Genomic DNA, 16,426 nt, shown 5'->3' with positions numbered 1-16,426 from the left:
CATGTCGCTTCGGCTCGCCACCTTCAATATCGAAAATCTTCTCACCCGTTTCGATTTCACCGGTTTTCGCAACCAGACGCGGCGCGACAGGGCGATCCAGCTCTTCGATATCAGGGATGAGGCGACCTATCAGGCGCTGGAAAGCGCGCGGATGGTGGCTTCCACCGACGATACGCGCCAGCTTTCGGCGCTCGCCATCGCCGATGCGGACGCCGATATCCTTTGCCTGCAGGAAGTGGACAACATGGCCGCGTTGCAGGCCTTCGAATATGGTTATCTCTATCGTATGGTCGGCAATGGCTACCTGCAGAAATATCTGGTTGAGGGCAATGACGGCCGCGGCATCGATGTGGCCGTCGTCATGCGCGAAGAGACGCGCGACGGCGACAGGATCGAGGTGGTCGATATCAAGAGCCATGCCGCGCTCACCTATCGCAATCTCGATCTCTTCAATCCCGCGCTTGCCGCCACAAACCAGATCGACGACAAGATTTTCAAACGGGATTGCCTGGAAATCGATCTGCGGATCGGCGGCAAGCCGCTGACGCTTTACGTCACGCATTTCAAATCCATGACCAATGCCCGCGATGCGGTCGACGCCCGCATCGCCACCATGCCGATCCGCGAGGCGGAGGCCATGGCCGTGCGCCGCATCATTGAAAACCGCTGGGGCGTGGGCAGTACCCGCAACAAGAATTTCGCGATCTGCGGCGATATGAATGATTATCAAGAGCGTGTCGCGATTTCCGGCGACAGGCGCAGTGGCTACAGCTTCGCGCCGGTCGAGGAGGAGCGCAGTGCGCTCGATATCTTCACGGCCGATGGTTTCGTGGTCAATCCGATGACGCGCCGCGACGTCATGGATCGCTGGACGCTCTACCATTCACGCGGGCCGCAGGAACAGCATCTGTGCCAGCTCGACTATATCTGGCTGTCCCCGCGTCTGGCGGAGACGAACGCTACACATGTTCCCGACATCATTCGCAATGGACAGCCTTTCCGAACGATATTCCCGCCGGGACAAGAGGTCGAACGTTATCCCCGCACCGGCTGGGATCGCCCGAAGGCTTCCGATCATTGCCCCGTGGTCATGACGCTGGATTTGATCTAGGCGATGCTCCTAGCCGTTCGCGACCTTTGGAAAATAGGTTGCCCAGACCCGGTTGCGGCCCGCACGCTTGGCTTCGTAAAGCCGGTCGTCGGCGATGGCGATCAACTCGTCCCAACTGTTGATCGCGCGTGCTTCCTGCCAGACCACGCCGAAACTTGCCGTCAGTGACAGGCCGCTTTGCGCGTCGATGGTCTGGGATTCGATCAGGCGGCGAAGGCGGTCGGCCGTCGCCGTCGCCGTGGCGTGGCTGACATTCTGCAACACGACGACGAATTCCTCGCCGCCATATCGGGCAAGAATATCATCCTTGCGCAAAGCGCTGCGCAACAGGCTCGCGGTCTTCTGAAGCGCGATGTCACCCATGGCATGGCCGTAACGGTCGTTGATCGATTTGAAATGGTCGATATCGACAATCATCACGCCGAGCGACTGACATTGCTCCTCGCCCGTCAATATGGAGCGAACCGCCTTTTCGAGTGCGCGGCGGTTAAAAACGCCCGTCAGCGCATCGGTTTCGGAAAGGGTGCGCAACTGTTCGGCCAGCGCACGCTGCTGGTTTTCCATTTCGCCCTTCTGGCGAAGCTGTTCGCGCAGGAAATCCAGTTCCTCGAACATCTTCTTCACTTCCGGAGCAACCCTGTCCTCATGATTGCCCTCGGAAAGATCACCGCCGGCGATGGCGGCGATCTGCGCCTGAACGGATTGCATCGGCCGGAACAGCGCGGTTTTGTAAACCGATGTCAGCCGCAACAGCACCAGCACAGCAATGCCGGCGAGAAAGAGCGACGTTCCGCCGTAGATCAGGGCCTCGTGCTTTTTCCTTTCGATCCGCGCGCGCGTTTCGGACAGTATGAGGTCGCGCAACGTGTCGGACGACCGCATGCCTGCAATATAGTTTCTGGAGAATTCAAGAGCGCTTGGCTGGGCGGATGGCACGGCCATCACGATCGTATTCTGCGCGTAAAGCAAAGCCTGACTGAAATATTGGGTTTCAAGATCGCGCAATGCCGCGTCCAGTCGCGGCGTCGACAGATAGGCGGCGGTATAATTGGTCAGCGATGCTTTCAGCGACAGCAGGCTCTGCATCTCGGTGTCGAACTTGGCGCGATAACGGAGCTTTTCCTGCCTGTTCGCCTTGAGACTCATGATGACATAAGAGCCGAGGCGGCCGATCCGGTCCCGCATCACGCCCGCCGTACCCGTCAGTGCGATGTCGATCGCCACGTCGGGCGTTGCCTTGATGATGGCGCGTGCGGCCCTGCCGCGCAGCAGGTTGACGCTGTCCGCCGCCCTGAACATCGATGAAATCGCGTTGGACATCGCGCCGTGGTTGCGTACGTCAGGGGAGAGCGCGGCGACCTGATCGACCAGTTCTCGCGATTGTTTGAGAGCCTGGCGGGTTTCAGCAAGTGACTTCGCCAGTTCGGGCTGCGTTCTGATATCTTCGGTGAAGGATTTCTCCAGCTCCGACAGCTTGTCGTCCGTTGCCTTGCGCGCGGTCGCAAGCCCTTCGATCAGCCCCTCATCCGGCACGGATGCGCCCATCAGATTATTGGCGGGGCCTCGCTCTGCCGATACCAGCCATGCGGACTGGAGAGCGGTTTCAAAGCGGGTGAGCTGCGCGGCATTGGTGCGATAACGTATATAATTGTAGACGCTGGGCAGCGCGGCAAGGGTTGCCAGCAGGATTGAGCTTACGGCGATGATGATCGTGCCTGTCAGCTGGATTTTCTGTATGCTCGCGCGCATATGATGCGTTGTTCTCACTGGAATGGTCATGTTTCATCGCCATTCTAGTGGCGCTGCGTAAATACTTCGCTTATTTTCCGGGCCCTTTGCTACAATCGCGATCATGCAAACAGACCGGCTGGCAACGGTGTGGAAAAGCGGTCTGTCGATGCCATGGCGTCAGTTTTTGCTTTACACCAAGTCAGAATCTGATAGTTGGCAAGGTACTGGCTTGCCCTTGTAGCTCAGTTGGTAGAGCACCTGATTTGTAATCAGGGGGTCGCGGGTTCGAACCCTGCCGGGGGCACCAGTAAAATCAATCCCTTTATCTTGAAATCTATTTGCTTGAACGCGCCGCGTGACGGGCGGGCTTTGCGGCTTCCGTCCTGCCAGTCCCGCGGGACTTTCGCTTCAGGAGGCCGGTCCTTCCCACTATAAGGCGAGATCGGCAAGGGCGGGGCGTCCGCCAGAGTTGTAAAGCCCGAAGGTTTAAGCATATTGTTCGGCGGATAAGTTGAGCAACAGCGGGCGCTTTCAATGGATGCATATGGTCATTTGCGGATATTGGTAAGCCTCATCCTCGGTCTGGCCATTACCAGGGTGTTGTCCGGACTTTCCAGAAGGCTGCAAGAGCCGCAGAAAACCGACCGTATGCATGCGCAGATCGTATGGTCGATTGCCCTTCTTCTTGGAGCTGTCCATTTCTGGTGGTGGGAGTTTGCCCTGCGGCTCATCCACAACTGGAATTTCTGGATATACATCTTCGTTCTGGTCTACACGTCGCTTTTCTTTTTGATGTCGACGCTGCTTTATCCCGATCACATTCAGGAATTGTCCGAACGGGAAAGTTTTTTCGTGCGCAGGCGACATGCGTTCTTTGCCCTTTTTGCCGCCTCGTTCGTCTTCGATCTGGTGGACACCTACATCAAGGGCAGGGAGCATTTCGAACAGCTTGGGCCATGGTATCTGGCAAGGATAGTCGGCGGTCTGCTGATTGCTGTCGTGGCGATGAGAACCGATAGCAGCCGCAAAATCATGTGGCTCGGTGTTATCTGGCTCTTCTTTAACGCCCTCTGGATAACGGCGATCTACAGCGACCTGTTCTAGTTCATTCAGCGGCAGAATAACCGGATCGCGAGCCGCGGCTGCAAGTGGAATGCGCAAGCGCACAATGCGGGGTGGCGCTTTCGACGAGGCCTACGGCTTTATGTGATAGAGCTTGTGCACGATAAACCAGTTGCCGTCGCGTTCCAGCAGGGAGAGATATTCGTAAAAATCCATACCGTCGAAACGGGTCGTCAGCTTCACAGAAGCGCTGTCGCCTTCCTTGTCGATGCCCATGATTTCAAAAGCGGGATCGTGATCGGGCAGGCCGCGTTCGCTTTTGCGCAACTGGTCGACAAAATCTTCCAGGGACAACCATTCGATTTCGCCTTCGAAGGTTCCGACGATGCTGGCGCGCGGATCGAAAACGTCGCGCATCAGGCTCTCATCCGCATAGGCCATGGCATGGACATAGTCCGTGACGGTCTGGGTAATCGTTTGCGGCATCGGATCGTCCTCCCTCCCAATCCAAAAGCCAAGCTTACACCCGTTGGCGTCTTTCCACCATAACCCCCTGAAAACGCGCCTGTTACGCTTCTCCCGGTGGTGTTTTCCGGCCGGTTGCGGCAGGCGCTGTGCAAAACCGTGCGGCATGTTTTGCACGGCTTTCCACAATTTTGTCCCGCCTGTCATTATAGTCGCCTTGGGTCGGACAAATTTCGGCATCAAGGGCTGTTCCGTCCGTTGCGATGCGGCGCGCCGCGAGGCTTTGTGTGGGCTTTGCCGGTTTAACCGCAGGGGCGGGGTGCCGCGCCGGGCGGAATTGGCCTATGATCCGCCCGCGTGCCAGACGGGAGCGGTGTTGGCGTGCGGGTAACAGTTTGCGTTTGAAGGTGTTTTTGTGATTGATCCCTATGTTTTGCTTGGCGTGGAGCGCGATGCCGACGAGGCGGCGATCAAGTCGGCCTACCGCAAGGTGGCCAAGGCCGCGCATCCCGACAGCGGTGGCGATGGCGAGCAATTCGCGCGCCTGCAGACGGCCTATGAGCTGCTGAAGGATCCGGTGCGCCGCAAGGTATTCGACGATACTGGCTACGATCCGCAGCTTGCCGACGCCAAGGACCTCAAGGGCCTGCTGATGCTGGAAACGCTGGTGAATGAATTCATTCTGGATGAGCGCGAACCCGGCAGTTTCGACCCCGTGGCCGCCATGCGCCGCAAGCTGACCGACGATATTCTGAAAAGCCGTTTCCATATTCTCGAGCTGGAACGGCATCGTACCCGGGTTCGCAAACATATGGACCGTCTGGGCCGCAAGCCGGAAACCGATGTGCTGAGTTCCATGCTGCGCGCCCGCAGCCAGTCCATCGCCGAAGCCATCCGCAATGCCGAAATCCAGATCGAGGCGATCGAGCAAGCCTATACGATGCTTGAAGGTTATTCCTACGAGCTGGAAAGCGTGACGCTGGCCGAGCCCTTGCTGAAAGGCGAGGCGGCCGAATAGACGACCGTTCAGGGGCCGTTCAGGGGCCGTTGACGAGGGCGAGGATGAGTTGATGCACCCGCCCGCCGGGAGAAAGCTCGTCCCGGTCGAAATCGCGGCCGCGCTGGCGCTGCTCGTTGGAAAGCTCACCCAGGCGTTGTTGCAGAACGGCGCGCACCTTCTGGCATTTTGGATCGTTCTCCGCCCGCAGCCCTATGCTGAAGGCTTCGATCTTTTTCACCATGTCGAGAATGTGGTCACCATGGACGCGCTCGTGGGTCTCCACGCCGGAAATGAAGCTCCTCCAGCTGGCGGCGACGGCGGGCGGCAGATTGGCGGGCGCTTTCGGCCAGGTGTAGATGATGGTGAGATTGGGCCTCGCGGTGGCCAGCACGCAGGCGCCATCCGGCTGCGGACGATAGTCCCGCCGCCATGTCAGCTTGAAAGTGGTGTGGGCAATGGCCTGCACGCCGGCGGTCGGACCGCGCTCGCCGATCGACTGATAAAGCGCACCGCCCGTATTGCCGCTGATGGCATAGGTTTTTATCTGCTCGGCCGGTTTCCAGTCGGCCGCCTGCGCTGACAGCGGCAGGGCGCAGAGCGCGATGGTGGTGCTGATGGCAAAGGAAAAGAGGCTATTGGCGGGCACGCAACGATCCTTGGTGATTGGCGCGCCGAAGATAGGCGAGAGGCGCGCCGTCAGGCAAGTGCCGTCCGGCGGCGAGCGCCGGGTTTTCCGATAACTCGCCACATATGAAAACCCCCGCGACAGTGCGCGGGGGGACAAGCTTGCGGACTGCAGGGGTAATCAGTCGTCCAGCTTGTCGTAATCGAGCTTCGGAGCGTTCTGAAGCGATTCCTTTGTGGTGTCGACATAGGCCTTCCAGGTGCCGTTGTCGTTGTGAACAGCGACGGAAGCCGGGTCGAGCACCACATAGCTCTTGTCGATGCCGAGGAAGCCGCCGACGCTGGCGACCAGACCGATCACCGACTTGCCGTCGCCGATGACGACATCTTCGATCTCGCCGATGTTTTCGTTCTGGGCGTTATAGATGTCCATGCCATCGAGCTGGGAGGCGGTAAGGTCGGTCTTCTGAACGTTGACGAACTTCAGCGGGGCGCTGGCCTTGGTGCCCATGGTAATACCGGGGCCGGACAAAGCGGCGTCCGCGCCGGCAGCAGGAGCAGTCGTGGCCGTCTGGGCAAAAGCCACGGAAGAGGAGAGCGCTGCTGCCGCAGCGAGAGCGATGACATTGATTTTCATGATGTTTCTTCCCTTTGTATGCTGAACGTTGCGTTCGGGGAGGAAACGATGGGAGGCGGATTTGGTTCCTCATGGGAGGACAGGAAAATTTCGTCTATGTTGAAAGCCGGAACAGAGGCACAGCAGGTCGGGAGTGGCCTCGCGGCGAAATCAGGAGGGCATCATGGCAAAAAAGGTTACGGAAAAAGACGCGGAGGAGATCGCGGCCTCCGACCTCATCGACCGAAAAATTGCGGAACTGGCCGACTGGCGCGGCGATCTACTCTCACGCATCCGTGCGGTGATCCTGAAGGCCGATCCAGGGGTGATTGAGGAAGTGAAATGGCGCGGCGTGCCGGTCTGGTCACATACCGGAATCCTCTGCACGGGTGAAACTTACAAGCGCGCCGTGAAGATGACATTTATGAAGGGCGCTTCGCTTGAAGACCCGGCCAGCCTGTTCAATTCCAGCCTGGAAGGCAATACGCGGCGGGCGATTGATTTTCACGACGGGGATGTCGTGAATGAGGAGGCGTTGGCGGGGTTGATACGGGCTGCGGTGGCGTTGAACCTTGCGGAAAAGAGCGGGAAGAAGCGGCCCATGAGATGATCGATCTGTCTCGTTTGAGAGGGTGGGTCGCGCCTCAATCCCCGGCGATATCCGCAGCCTTGTCCCACTCCCCATCGATAAACTTCAGTGCATCGATGATCGAAACCTTCCACACCGACCAGACGTGATCGCCATCGGTCACCCGCAGCTCGGATTTGCGCTTGTCAGCCTGCAGCGTCTCGTGCAGGGCGATGGCGCCGCGCCAGAGGAAGAAGCCGTCATCATCGCCGACGGTCAGATAGGTGGCGGGCAGATCCTCGTTTTCGGCGACATGCTGGGCGACGAGGGTGAAGACGTTTTTCTCGTTAAAGAGCCTCGCATCGAAAGGCGTGCCGAAGGCCCCGGAGAAATGGTCGCCGGTGGACGGCAGCACGATGCCGCTGGTGATTGTGGTGCGGTCGACCTGATGGAAAAAGGCGCTGTCCTGAATGAGCTTCAATTCGGCGGGCGTTTTGTCGAGATCGGAGACGGGGACGTTCTGCCAGATGGCGCCGGACAGGCTGGCGACGGCGCCATAGAGGTCCTCATGGCCATAGGCCAGATGCAGGGCGCCGAAACCGCCCATGGAGAGACCGGCAATGGCGCGGCCTTCACGATCCTTGCGCACGGGCAGGGTTTTTTCGATCTGGTGGCGCAGGTTACCCGTCAGCGCGGCTTCGTAGTCGCCGGGGCCGCCGACAGCGGCGGAATCGACGTACCAGCTGTTCTTGACACCGGGCATGACGACCACCAGCGGGCGAATGGCGCCCGCTGCGATGAGCGTGTCGAGAGTCTTTTCAATATTGCCGAGATCACGCCAGCTGTTCTGGTCGCCATCATGGCCGTGCAGCAGATAGAGCACCGGCCAGCCGTTTTCGGGCGGTACACCATCCGGGCGGTAGATATTGACGGGAAGCGGCGCGTTCAGGGCCGCGCTGTGGAAGGTGGCGTCTTCGATCTGGCCGGCAAGCGCTGAGTTACCGAACAGGAGAAGGAACGATGCGGCAAGGTAATGTCGATGCATATTCCTTCCTACTTCCAGCGTCGTTAACTGCATCCTTGCAACCTTCGCATACACCTCACCGCCCCGGCCGGCCCGTCTTGCCCTTGGTTCGGCTCTTGCGCTTCTGCTCCCCGGCATCCTCATAGGAACCCGCACCGATCTTGCCGCGGACCAGCGGTCTTGGATCGTCCGTGGTCCGTTCCGGCTGGCCCTCCATAAGCGGTGAGAAGCGTTTTCCGGCCTCGGTTTCGGGCTTGTCGGGCACCGCGCCGCGCACGGGCTTTTCGGTTCTTCCCACCGTCATCTCGTCCAGCGTGTTCCTGCGGAACAGCGGTTTTCCCGCATCCGAGCCAGGGCCCATTTCGTCCAGAGAGGGTTTGGCGAAGAGGGAGTTGCTGCTTTCGTTCGCGGCGTTACCCCCCTCTGTCCTGCCGGACATCTCCCCCTCAAGGGGGGAGATCGACTCGTGGCGGGCGCTCGTTCCGCTTTTCCGGGACTTGCCGCCACCCTCGAGCGATTTGGCCTCTTCCTTGGCCATGGGATCGTCCATGGTGGCGAGTTCGGCGGCCTTGAGGCGTTTGATTTCGTCGCGCAGGCGGGCGGCTTTTTCGAAGTCGAGGTCGGCTGCGGCGTCGCGCATGGATTTTTCCAGCGCGTTGAGATGGGCCTGCAGATTGTTGCCGACCAGATGGCCGCCATCGGCGAAGCCCTTGCCGGAAACGCCAGAAATATCGGCCCTTACGTGGTCGCGCTCATAAACAGAATCAAGAATATCGGAAATCTTCGCCTTCACCGATTCCGGCGTGATGCCGTGTTCGGCGTTATAGGCCATCTGCTTCTCGCGGCGGCGGGCGGTTTCCTCCATCGCCCGCTTCATCGAGCCGGTGATGTTGTCGGCGTAGAGGATGACCTTGCCGTCGACGTTACGGGCGGCACGGCCGATGGTCTGGATCAGCGAGGTTTCCGAGCGCAGGAAACCTTCCTTGTCGGCGTCGAGGATCGCCACGAAACCGCATTCGGGAATATCGAGGCCTTCGCGCAGGAGGTTGATACCGACAAGCACGTCGAAGGCGCCAAGGCGCAGGTCACGGATGATTTCGATGCGCTCCAGCGTGTCGATATCCGAGTGCATGTAACGCACGCGGACGCCCTGCTCGTGTAGATATTCGGTCAAATCCTCGGCCATGCGTTTGGTCAGCACGGTGCAGAGCGTGCGGTAACCCTTGGCGGCGGTCTCGCGGATTTCGCCGAGAACATCGTCCACCTGGCTGCGGGCGGAGCGCACCTCCACCGGCGGGTCGATCAGGCCGGTCGGGCGGATGACCTGTTCGGCGAAGACGCCGCCGGACTGCTCCATCTCCCATGAGCCGGGGGTGGCAGAAACCGCGACGGTGAGCGGGCGCATCGCGTCCCATTCCTCAAAGCGCAGTGGGCGGTTATCCATGCAGGAGGGCAGGCGGAAGCCATATTCGGCCAGCGTCGCCTTGCGCCTGAAGTCGCCGCGATACATGCCGCCGATCTGGCTGACGGAGACATGGCTTTCGTCGATGAACAGCAGGGCGTTGTCAGGGATATATTCGAACAGCGTCGGCGGCGGCTCTCCGGGGTTGCGGCCGGTGAGATAACGCGAATAGTTTTCGATGCCGGCGCAGGAGCCGGTGGCTTCCAGCATTTCGATATCGTAGCGGGTGCGCTGCTCCAGCCGCTGGGCTTCCAGCAGGCGTCCGGCTTTCTCAAGCTCGGCGAGGCGGCCCTTCAACTCTTCCTTGATCGACTTGATCGCGCCATTCAGCGTCGGGCGGGGCGTGACATAGTGCGAATTGGCGTAAATCTTGACCGATTGCAGGTCGCCGGTCTTCTGGCCGGTCAGCGGGTCGAATTCGGTGATGGAATCGATCTCGTCGCCAAACATCGAGATGCGCCATGCGGCATCCTCTAGGTGGGCGGGAAAGATTTCGATGGTATCGCCGCGCACGCGGAAGGAGCCGCGCTGGAAATCCATGTCGCGGCGCTTGTATTGCTGGGCCACAAGGTCGGCCAGAAGCTGGCGCTGGTCCAGCCGGTCGCCCACCTGCATCTGGAAGGTCATGGCGGTGTAGGTTTCCACCGAGCCGATACCGTAGATGCAGGAAACGGAAGCGACGATGATGCAGTCATCGCGCTCCAGCAGCGAGCGGGTGGCGGAGTGGCGCATCCGGTCGATCTGTTCGTTGATCGAGGATTCCTTCTCGATGAAGGTGTCGGAGCGCGGCACATAGGCTTCCGGCTGATAATAATCGTAATAGGAGACGAAATATTCCACCGCATTGTCGGGGAAGAAATTCTTGAACTCCGAATAGAGCTGTGCGGCCAGCGTCTTGTTGGGGGCAAGGATGACAGCCGGGCGCTGTGTGGCCTCGATCACCTTGGCCATGGTGAAGGTCTTGCCCGAGCCCGTAACGCCGAGCAGGACCTGGCTGCGTTCGCCCGAATTGATGCCTTCCACGAGGTCGGCAATGGCGGTCGGCTGGTCGCCGGCGGGCTGGTAGTCCGAGGCCATGCGGATGGCGACGCCACCTTCGGATTTCGGCGGGCGGGCCGGCCGATGCGGCGTCCACAGCTTGCCGTCCTTGAACAGCGGATTGCCGCTCTCGATCAGCTTCGACAATGCATCCACGGTTGCGGTGACGGCGCCCGGCGCGAGGTTGGCCGCGTCCTCCAGCGATACGTCCATGCCGGCGACCGGATTGAGACCGGCGGCGGCGCGGGTTTTCGGATCGCTCGATGCGCCGATCGATACGCCGCGAGATGTCTTGGAGGCCGTGGTGTTTTTGGCCGTCTTCGACGCGGCTTTCTGCGCTTCCTTGCGCGCCTCGATCTCGATCTTCTTGCGGTGCTTGCCCGCCTTCGAAGCGATTTCGCGCTGGGTTTCCACCGAGCCGGCCTCGGCTTCAGCCTCGAGCTGCTTCACCCAATCGGCGACGCTGCCGCTGAGCGGCGCACCTTCGAATGACGATTGCGGAGCTTCCTCGAAGCCGGAGGGCGAGGAGGTGGAGTTTTTCGGTGATCTGGCCATGGGCGAAATATGGAGGGAGTCCTTCGCAAAGTGAAGGGGAGGCGATGAAAAAATGAGTACAAAAAGGAAACGAAGCGCGCGGAACAAAATTCGACCGGATACGTTGCGTGGCGGCTGGAAACGTGCCTCAGCCGCGATTGTCGCTTTCCGAATATTCCAAACGCGCCTTGCAGATGCGGACATGGTTCTCATCGGCCCATTGCACCAGCAATTGCATCGGCACCAGAAACGAGCGGCCGAGATTGGTCAGCTCATATTCCACGCGTGGCGGCACTTCGGCATATAGCGTGCGGCGAATGAAGCCGTCCTCCTCCAGCCGTTTCAGCGTGCGCGACAACATCTGTTTGGAAATATCGTCTATCCTGCGGTTCAGCTCGTTGAAGCGCAGAACGCCGCCCTGAAGGGCTTCGAGAACCAGCAGGCTCCATTGATCGCCGATGCGGTCCAGCACGTCGCGGATGGGGCAGGGCTGCTCGAAAGCGAAGATTTCCCTGGTCTGCGTATCCGGCATTGTCCTTACCCCCTTGCCCGTTTTTAGTACCTTCAAGGTCATCGCCGTGTGACCAGATCACCGGCGGCTGACTTCTTGCGGCAAACCTCGCGATACCATAGCTTTGCTCTACGGTCTATTATTTAGACTAATGACGATAACAGCAGAGGAAACAAGCCATGGCTAAAATCGCACTCATCGGCGCTTCCGGCAATGCCGGATCCCGTATCCTGAAGGAACTTTCCGACCGTGGACACCAGGTCACGGCGATCGCCCGTAACCCCGAAAAGATCGCCGCCCTGCCAAATGTGGTGGCAAAAAAGGGCGATGTCTTCGATCAGGCAGCGCTTTCGGAGCTGCTGAGGGGTCACGATGCCGTGATCAGTTCGGTACACTTTACCGCCAGCGATCCCGCGACGCTGATCGAGGCCGTCCGCGCCTCTGGCGTTTCCCGTTATCTCGTGGTCGGTGGCGCCGGAAGCCTTGAAATAGCTCCCGGCCAGCGAGTGGTCGACCTGCCGGATTTCCCGGCCGCCTACAAGGCCGAGGCAACGAAGGGCGCGGAATTCCTGGATCGGCTGAAACAGGAAAAGCAGCTCGACTGGACCTTCCTGTCGCCTCCGGCCGAATTCGTGCCGGGCGAAAGAACCGGCAAATTCCGGATCGGCAAGGATACGCTTCTGAGCAACGAGCAGGGCAGCCGTATTTCTTTCGAGGACTATGCCATCGCGCTTGCCGATGAAATCGAGAAGCCGCAGCATTCCCGCCAGCGTTTCACCGTCGGTTATTGAGAGGTATCGCCCATGAATTTTGTGACACGTCGTCTTGCCGTCGCCACCCTTGCCCTTGCACCCGCGCTGCTGGCCGCACCGGTTCTGGCGCAAACCGCAACGCGGGATTTCGCGCAGGAAGAGGCCAACCGCAAGCTGGTGATCGAGTTTTACGACACGGTCTTCAACAAGCATGAAGTGGAGAAAGGAGCTGCCGTCCTTGTCGACAGCTACAAGCAGCACAACCCGATGGTGCCGGATGGCAAGGCGCCGTTTGTTAATTATTTTACCGGCTTCTTCAAGGAAAACTCGCAGTCGAAAGCGCGGATCGTGCGTAGCGCCACGGATGGCGATCTGGTCTATCTGCACATCCATTCGACGGAAAATGAAGGCGATCGCGGCAGGGCCATCGTCGATATCTTCCGCGTCACCGATGGCAAGATCACCGAGCATTGGGACGTGATCCAGCCTGTTCCGGAAACAGCGGCGAACAATAATACGATGTTCTGAGGGCCGTCGCCGTCGCATTGCCAATAGCAGGGGAACAGCCGGGATTTTCGCCCGGCTGTTTTCATTTTCAGATTGCACGTCGTTTCTGGCGCGACTGTACGATCAAATCCAGCACCAGCATGGCCAGCAGGCTCGCGCCCACCAGCGGGAAAATGACGCCGCCGATGGCGAGTATGGCGAGCAGACCGTACAGGACGCGTTTTTCCTGCGGCAAAGGCGGCACGCCGAGTGACCCTTTCGGACGGCGTTTCCACCACATGACGCCGGCAGACACGGCAAGCAGCACAATGCCGATACAGGCCGCCAGAAGTACGATCTGGTTGGCAAGGCCATATTGCTGGCCCAGATGCACGTTGATGCCCCATTCCAGCGCCTTGCCGAGCGGGCCGTAATCGGCGTAGCTCATATCGATCAGCGGTTTGCCGCTATATTGATCGAGATGGATGACACGTTGCTGCGCCAGATCGTCGGGATAGACGGAGCCGCTATAGACGCCCGTCGGTTTTCCTGGCAGGGCGACAGCGTAACCGGCGGCAAGGCCGAGCGCGTCGAAACGTGCTATCGCCTCGTCGATCCCGATTGGCTGGCCTGCGGCGGAATGGGTGGATTCCGGTATTTTCGCCTGCTCCAGCGACCAGCTCGTCTTCGCGACGTGGTCGAGATGGTCTCCCGACATCGGAACATCGGTGCGAATGCCCGCCGGATATCCGAAGTTGCTACCATTCGCCCATTCATTGACCTTGGCGCCCCAGACGCCCGACCAGGGCATGCCGGTGACCGCAAGGAAAACGATGAAAAAACCGACGAAAATGCCGGTGACGGCATGGGTATCGCGCCAGAATACCCGTTTTTTCGGTGTGCCGCGCACGGTCACGACACCGCCGGTCTGCTTTCGTGGCCACCAGAGATAGATGCCGGTAGCGACAAGAAGGATGGACCAGCCGGCGGCGATTTCGATCAGATAGCGGGCATAGGTACCGAAATATTTCAGGCTGTGGAGATAGCGGATCGTCCACATGACGGTGCCGCGATCCGGGAGGGAACCGGCCACCTCTCCGGTATAGGTGTTGACATAGACGGCCCGCTTTCCATCCGCCGTATTGACGGTGATTTCCGTCGACGCGCCCGGATCGGCGGGGGTGGTATATTTGACGGCTGTGCCGGGAACGGCCGCAAGCGCTTCGGCCACGATCTCGGAAGGCAGGGCTTTCGGCGCGTTTTGCACCACCTCCACACGCTTCAGGTCCGCATGGATGAGATTATCGAACTCATCCCGGAAGAGATAAAGCGCACCGGTGACGGCGAGCGATATCATGAAGGGCAGGACGAGAAGACCGGCATAAAAATGCCAGCGCCATACGGCGCGGTAAAGATTTATGGACGAGGAATGCGCAGGCGCACGCTCGCCCTCGAAAGAGGTCGTAACGGACATGGATGTCTCCGCAAGAGAATTGATTTTCCGGCAGGCCGGACAGTGTTCTAGCGCTGCGGAGCGGAGGGAGGTGCGCGTGGGCGCGATTCCAGATTGGGCGGCGATGGCGGCAACGCCGCGTCGACGTTCAGGAAGGCGACTTCGACCGCGGGGAGAATATTGTCCGCGCGCTCGATGGGAATAACCGGAAGAGCGGCGGCCGTGGCCGAAGCCAGACGGCAGAGCGTGCCGCAGCAATCGTCGGCTATCTTGCCGGCCGGGTTCTGTTTGCCGGAGCCGCCTTCCGGCATATGGCTGGAGCAGATGATTTCATCCGCTGCGAGCGCGGCCATCGCCATGTTGCCGCTGGTCAGACCGTTGGCGAGACCCTGCAAAAGGAAAAGCAAAACCGCCAGCATGGCGATGGCGCCAGCCGAACTTTTGTCCTGCATGATCCTGCGAATGAATCCCATGCAGTCGCAATGTCACATTTGCGGAGAAATGTCACCGCGACACAATGACGGCAGGCTGCTGGCGCGCTTGCCGAGCATGCGGAGCGGCGCTGGACCCAGCGCCGCTCCGCCAATCATTCCGCTGCCGGAATGGGAGTGGGTTGTCCGTTCTCGTCCATCGCCACCATGATGAAGGTTCCGGCGGTGACTTTTTCCAGCTTGTCATAACGCGACCGCTGCGCCCAGGCTTCCACCGTCAGCGTGATGGAGGTGCGGCCAACGCGGGCGATATCGGTATAGATCGACAGGGTATCGCCGATCTTCACCGGCAGCTCGAAGGCCATTTCCTTGACCGCCGCTGTGACCACGCGACAGCGGGAACGCTCCGCGGCGCGGATGCCGCTCGCCAAGTCCATCTGCGACATGACCCAGCCGCCGAAAATATCGCCGGCCGGATTGGCGTCGGCCGGCATGGCGAGCGTTCTGAGCGTCAGCTCGCCGGTCGGTTTGATGGTCTGGTCGGTCATGTTGAGATGTGCTCCGTGCGAATGACAAAGGCGCAGCATGCGTTGCGCTTTGCGATTTCGCAAGGAAGGGAAAGCGTCAGGACGACGCTTTGCCCAGAAATTGCTGCGTTGCATAAAGGGCGATGGCTGCCGCATTCGAAACGTTGAGCGATTTGATCTCGCCGGGCATATCTAGCCGGGCGAGCGCCGAGACGGTTTCGCGCGTTTTCTGGCGCAGGCCCTTGCCCTCGGCGCCCAGCACCAGCGCGATTTTATCACCGCTGAAGGTCTGTTCGATAGGGGCGGGGCCTTCGGAATCCAGGCCGACGGAGAAGAAGCCGAGTTTGTGAAGTTCGCCCAGCGCATCGGCCAGATTGGTGATCTGGATATAGGGAATGAGTTCCAGCGCGCCGGAGGCCGATTTCGCCAGCACGCCCGACTCGGTCGGGCTGTGGCGCATGGTAGTGATGACGGCGCCGGCGTTGAAGGCGACCGCCGAGCGCATGATCGCGCCGACATTGTGCGGATCGGTGACCTGATCGAGCACGAGGATGAGCGGGCTGTCCTTCAGCGCGCCGAGACGCTTGACCGGCAGCGGCCGGGTTTCCAGCATCACGCCCTGGTGGATGGCCTCGGGGCCGAGCACACGGTCGATATCCTGAGGCGAGACCATCTCGACCGGGAAGGGCTGGGCATCCGCCTCGCCGATATCCAGCCGCGCAAAGGCGTTCTGGGTGACGGAGAGCTTGACGATCTGCCGTTCGGGATTGGCGAGTGCCGCACGCACGGTATGCAGGCCGTAAAGATGCACCTGGTCGGGCGCAAGCTGCGGCGGCTTCCAGTCGTCTGCGCCGCGGTACTTGCGCTTCGGCTGCTGCGGGGTGGGAATTTCGCCGCGCTCGCGCTTGGCGTCGCGCACGGCGCGGCGCAGGTTGGCATAGTGCGTGTCGCGGGTGGATTTGTTCTTGGGATCGTCTTTGCTCATGGCGCCTTATATCTCCGGGACGAGGCGCGCACCAGCCCCCGCGATA

At 60.2% G+C, this 16,426-nt stretch carries 17 protein-coding genes and 1 tRNA gene; 7 read left to right on the top strand and 11 right to left on the bottom strand.

The window, feature by feature from the left end; all coding sequences use genetic code 11:
* Position 1 precedes the first annotated feature (1 nt).
* Entirely contained in the window at positions 2 to 1,111 is a 1,110-nt protein-coding gene (locus PL599_RS04220; RefSeq protein ID WP_269823610.1) for an endonuclease/exonuclease/phosphatase family protein, read from the top strand.
* Between the two features lie 9 nt (positions 1,112 to 1,120).
* Here the strand turns inward: PL599_RS04220 and PL599_RS04215 are convergent, their stop codons facing one another.
* Entirely contained in the window at positions 1,121 to 2,860 is a 1,740-nt protein-coding gene (locus PL599_RS04215) for a GGDEF domain-containing protein (RefSeq protein WP_269823609.1), read from the bottom strand.
* Between the two features lie 213 nt (positions 2,861 to 3,073).
* Here PL599_RS04215 and PL599_RS04210 point away from each other — a divergent pair.
* A tRNA-Thr gene (locus PL599_RS04210) sits at positions 3,074 to 3,149 on the top strand.
* 227 nt (positions 3,150 to 3,376) lie between these two features.
* On the top strand, positions 3,377 to 3,946 hold the full coding sequence (locus PL599_RS04205; RefSeq protein ID WP_269823598.1) for a hypothetical protein: 570 nt from the start codon (positions 3,377 to 3,379) through the stop codon (positions 3,944 to 3,946).
* Between the two features lie 90 nt (positions 3,947 to 4,036).
* Here PL599_RS04205 and PL599_RS04200 read toward each other — a convergent pair whose 3' ends face one another.
* Entirely contained in the window at positions 4,037 to 4,390 is a 354-nt protein-coding gene (locus tag PL599_RS04200) for a nuclear transport factor 2 family protein (protein ID WP_137410646.1), read from the bottom strand.
* 394 nt (positions 4,391 to 4,784) lie between these two features.
* On the opposite strand from PL599_RS04200, the gene PL599_RS04195 reads away from it, so the two are divergent.
* Entirely contained in the window at positions 4,785 to 5,387 is a 603-nt protein-coding gene (locus PL599_RS04195) for a J domain-containing protein (RefSeq protein WP_077981744.1), read from the top strand.
* A gap of 19 nt (positions 5,388 to 5,406) precedes the next feature.
* Here PL599_RS04195 and PL599_RS04190 read toward each other — a convergent pair whose 3' ends face one another.
* Together PL599_RS04190 and PL599_RS04185 are read right to left on the bottom strand one after the other, a co-directional pair.
* Positions 5,407 to 6,015 carry a DUF922 domain-containing Zn-dependent protease gene (locus tag PL599_RS04190; protein WP_269823772.1) on the bottom strand — a complete coding sequence of 203 codons (609 nt, stop codon included), beginning with the start codon at positions 6,013 to 6,015 and terminating at the stop codon, positions 5,407 to 5,409.
* A gap of 159 nt (positions 6,016 to 6,174) precedes the next feature.
* On the bottom strand, positions 6,175 to 6,630 hold the full coding sequence (locus PL599_RS04185) for a PRC-barrel domain-containing protein (RefSeq protein ID WP_077981745.1): 456 nt from the start codon (positions 6,628 to 6,630) through the stop codon (positions 6,175 to 6,177).
* A 163-nt stretch (positions 6,631 to 6,793) separates the two neighbouring features.
* Between PL599_RS04185 and PL599_RS04180 the strand changes: the two genes are divergently transcribed.
* The gene (locus tag PL599_RS04180) at positions 6,794 to 7,219 is read left to right on the top strand and encodes a DUF1801 domain-containing protein (protein ID WP_269823597.1); all 426 of its coding nucleotides are present in this window, start codon (positions 6,794 to 6,796) and stop codon (positions 7,217 to 7,219) included.
* 34 nt (positions 7,220 to 7,253) lie between these two features.
* On the opposite strand, the gene PL599_RS04175 is transcribed toward PL599_RS04180, so the two are convergent.
* From PL599_RS04175 to PL599_RS04165, 3 genes are all read right to left on the bottom strand, one after another.
* Complete coding sequence (locus tag PL599_RS04175) at positions 7,254 to 8,222, bottom strand: alpha/beta hydrolase (RefSeq protein WP_269823596.1); 969 nt, start codon at positions 8,220 to 8,222, stop codon at positions 7,254 to 7,256.
* 55 nt (positions 8,223 to 8,277) lie between these two features.
* Positions 8,278 to 11,256 (bottom strand): excinuclease ABC subunit UvrB, encoded by a 2,979-nt coding sequence (gene uvrB, locus PL599_RS04170; RefSeq protein ID WP_269823595.1) that lies wholly within the window; start codon positions 11,254 to 11,256, stop codon positions 8,278 to 8,280.
* A 127-nt stretch (positions 11,257 to 11,383) separates the two neighbouring features.
* Complete coding sequence (locus PL599_RS04165; protein ID WP_269823594.1) at positions 11,384 to 11,767, bottom strand: winged helix-turn-helix transcriptional regulator; 384 nt, start codon at positions 11,765 to 11,767, stop codon at positions 11,384 to 11,386.
* A gap of 158 nt (positions 11,768 to 11,925) precedes the next feature.
* Between PL599_RS04165 and PL599_RS04160 the strand changes: the two genes are divergently transcribed.
* Both PL599_RS04160 and PL599_RS04155 read left to right on the top strand, forming a co-directional pair.
* Positions 11,926 to 12,537: an NAD(P)-dependent oxidoreductase gene (locus PL599_RS04160; RefSeq protein ID WP_269823593.1), complete on the top strand. Its 612-nt coding sequence runs from the start codon at positions 11,926 to 11,928 to the stop codon at positions 12,535 to 12,537.
* Between the two features lie 12 nt (positions 12,538 to 12,549).
* Positions 12,550 to 13,026: a nuclear transport factor 2 family protein gene (locus PL599_RS04155; protein ID WP_269823592.1), complete on the top strand. Its 477-nt coding sequence runs from the start codon at positions 12,550 to 12,552 to the stop codon at positions 13,024 to 13,026.
* A 67-nt stretch (positions 13,027 to 13,093) separates the two neighbouring features.
* Here PL599_RS04155 and PL599_RS04150 read toward each other — a convergent pair whose 3' ends face one another.
* The 4 genes from PL599_RS04150 to PL599_RS04135 all read right to left on the bottom strand — a co-directional run bounded on the left by PL599_RS04150 (position 13,094) and on the right by PL599_RS04135 (position 16,380).
* Complete coding sequence (locus tag PL599_RS04150; RefSeq protein WP_269823591.1) at positions 13,094 to 14,458, bottom strand: PepSY-associated TM helix domain-containing protein; 1,365 nt, start codon at positions 14,456 to 14,458, stop codon at positions 13,094 to 13,096.
* A 47-nt stretch (positions 14,459 to 14,505) separates the two neighbouring features.
* Positions 14,506 to 14,910: a DUF2946 family protein gene (locus PL599_RS04145; RefSeq protein WP_269823590.1), complete on the bottom strand. Its 405-nt coding sequence runs from the start codon at positions 14,908 to 14,910 to the stop codon at positions 14,506 to 14,508.
* A gap of 113 nt (positions 14,911 to 15,023) precedes the next feature.
* A complete protein-coding gene (locus PL599_RS04140) occupies positions 15,024 to 15,416 on the bottom strand; it encodes an acyl-CoA thioesterase (protein ID WP_077981754.1) in 393 nt (130 codons plus the stop codon).
* Between the two features lie 76 nt (positions 15,417 to 15,492).
* A complete protein-coding gene (locus tag PL599_RS04135; protein WP_269823589.1) occupies positions 15,493 to 16,380 on the bottom strand; it encodes a TrmH family RNA methyltransferase in 888 nt (295 codons plus the stop codon).
* Between the last annotated feature and the right edge of the window lie 46 nt (positions 16,381 to 16,426).

This window comes from Agrobacterium sp. ST15.16.055 (genome assembly GCF_027956555.1).
GTDB lineage: Bacteria > Pseudomonadota > Alphaproteobacteria > Rhizobiales > Rhizobiaceae > Agrobacterium > Agrobacterium salinitolerans.
Note: the sequence above shows the minus strand (reverse complement) of the source record. Positions and strands in the feature narration are given on the sequence as shown.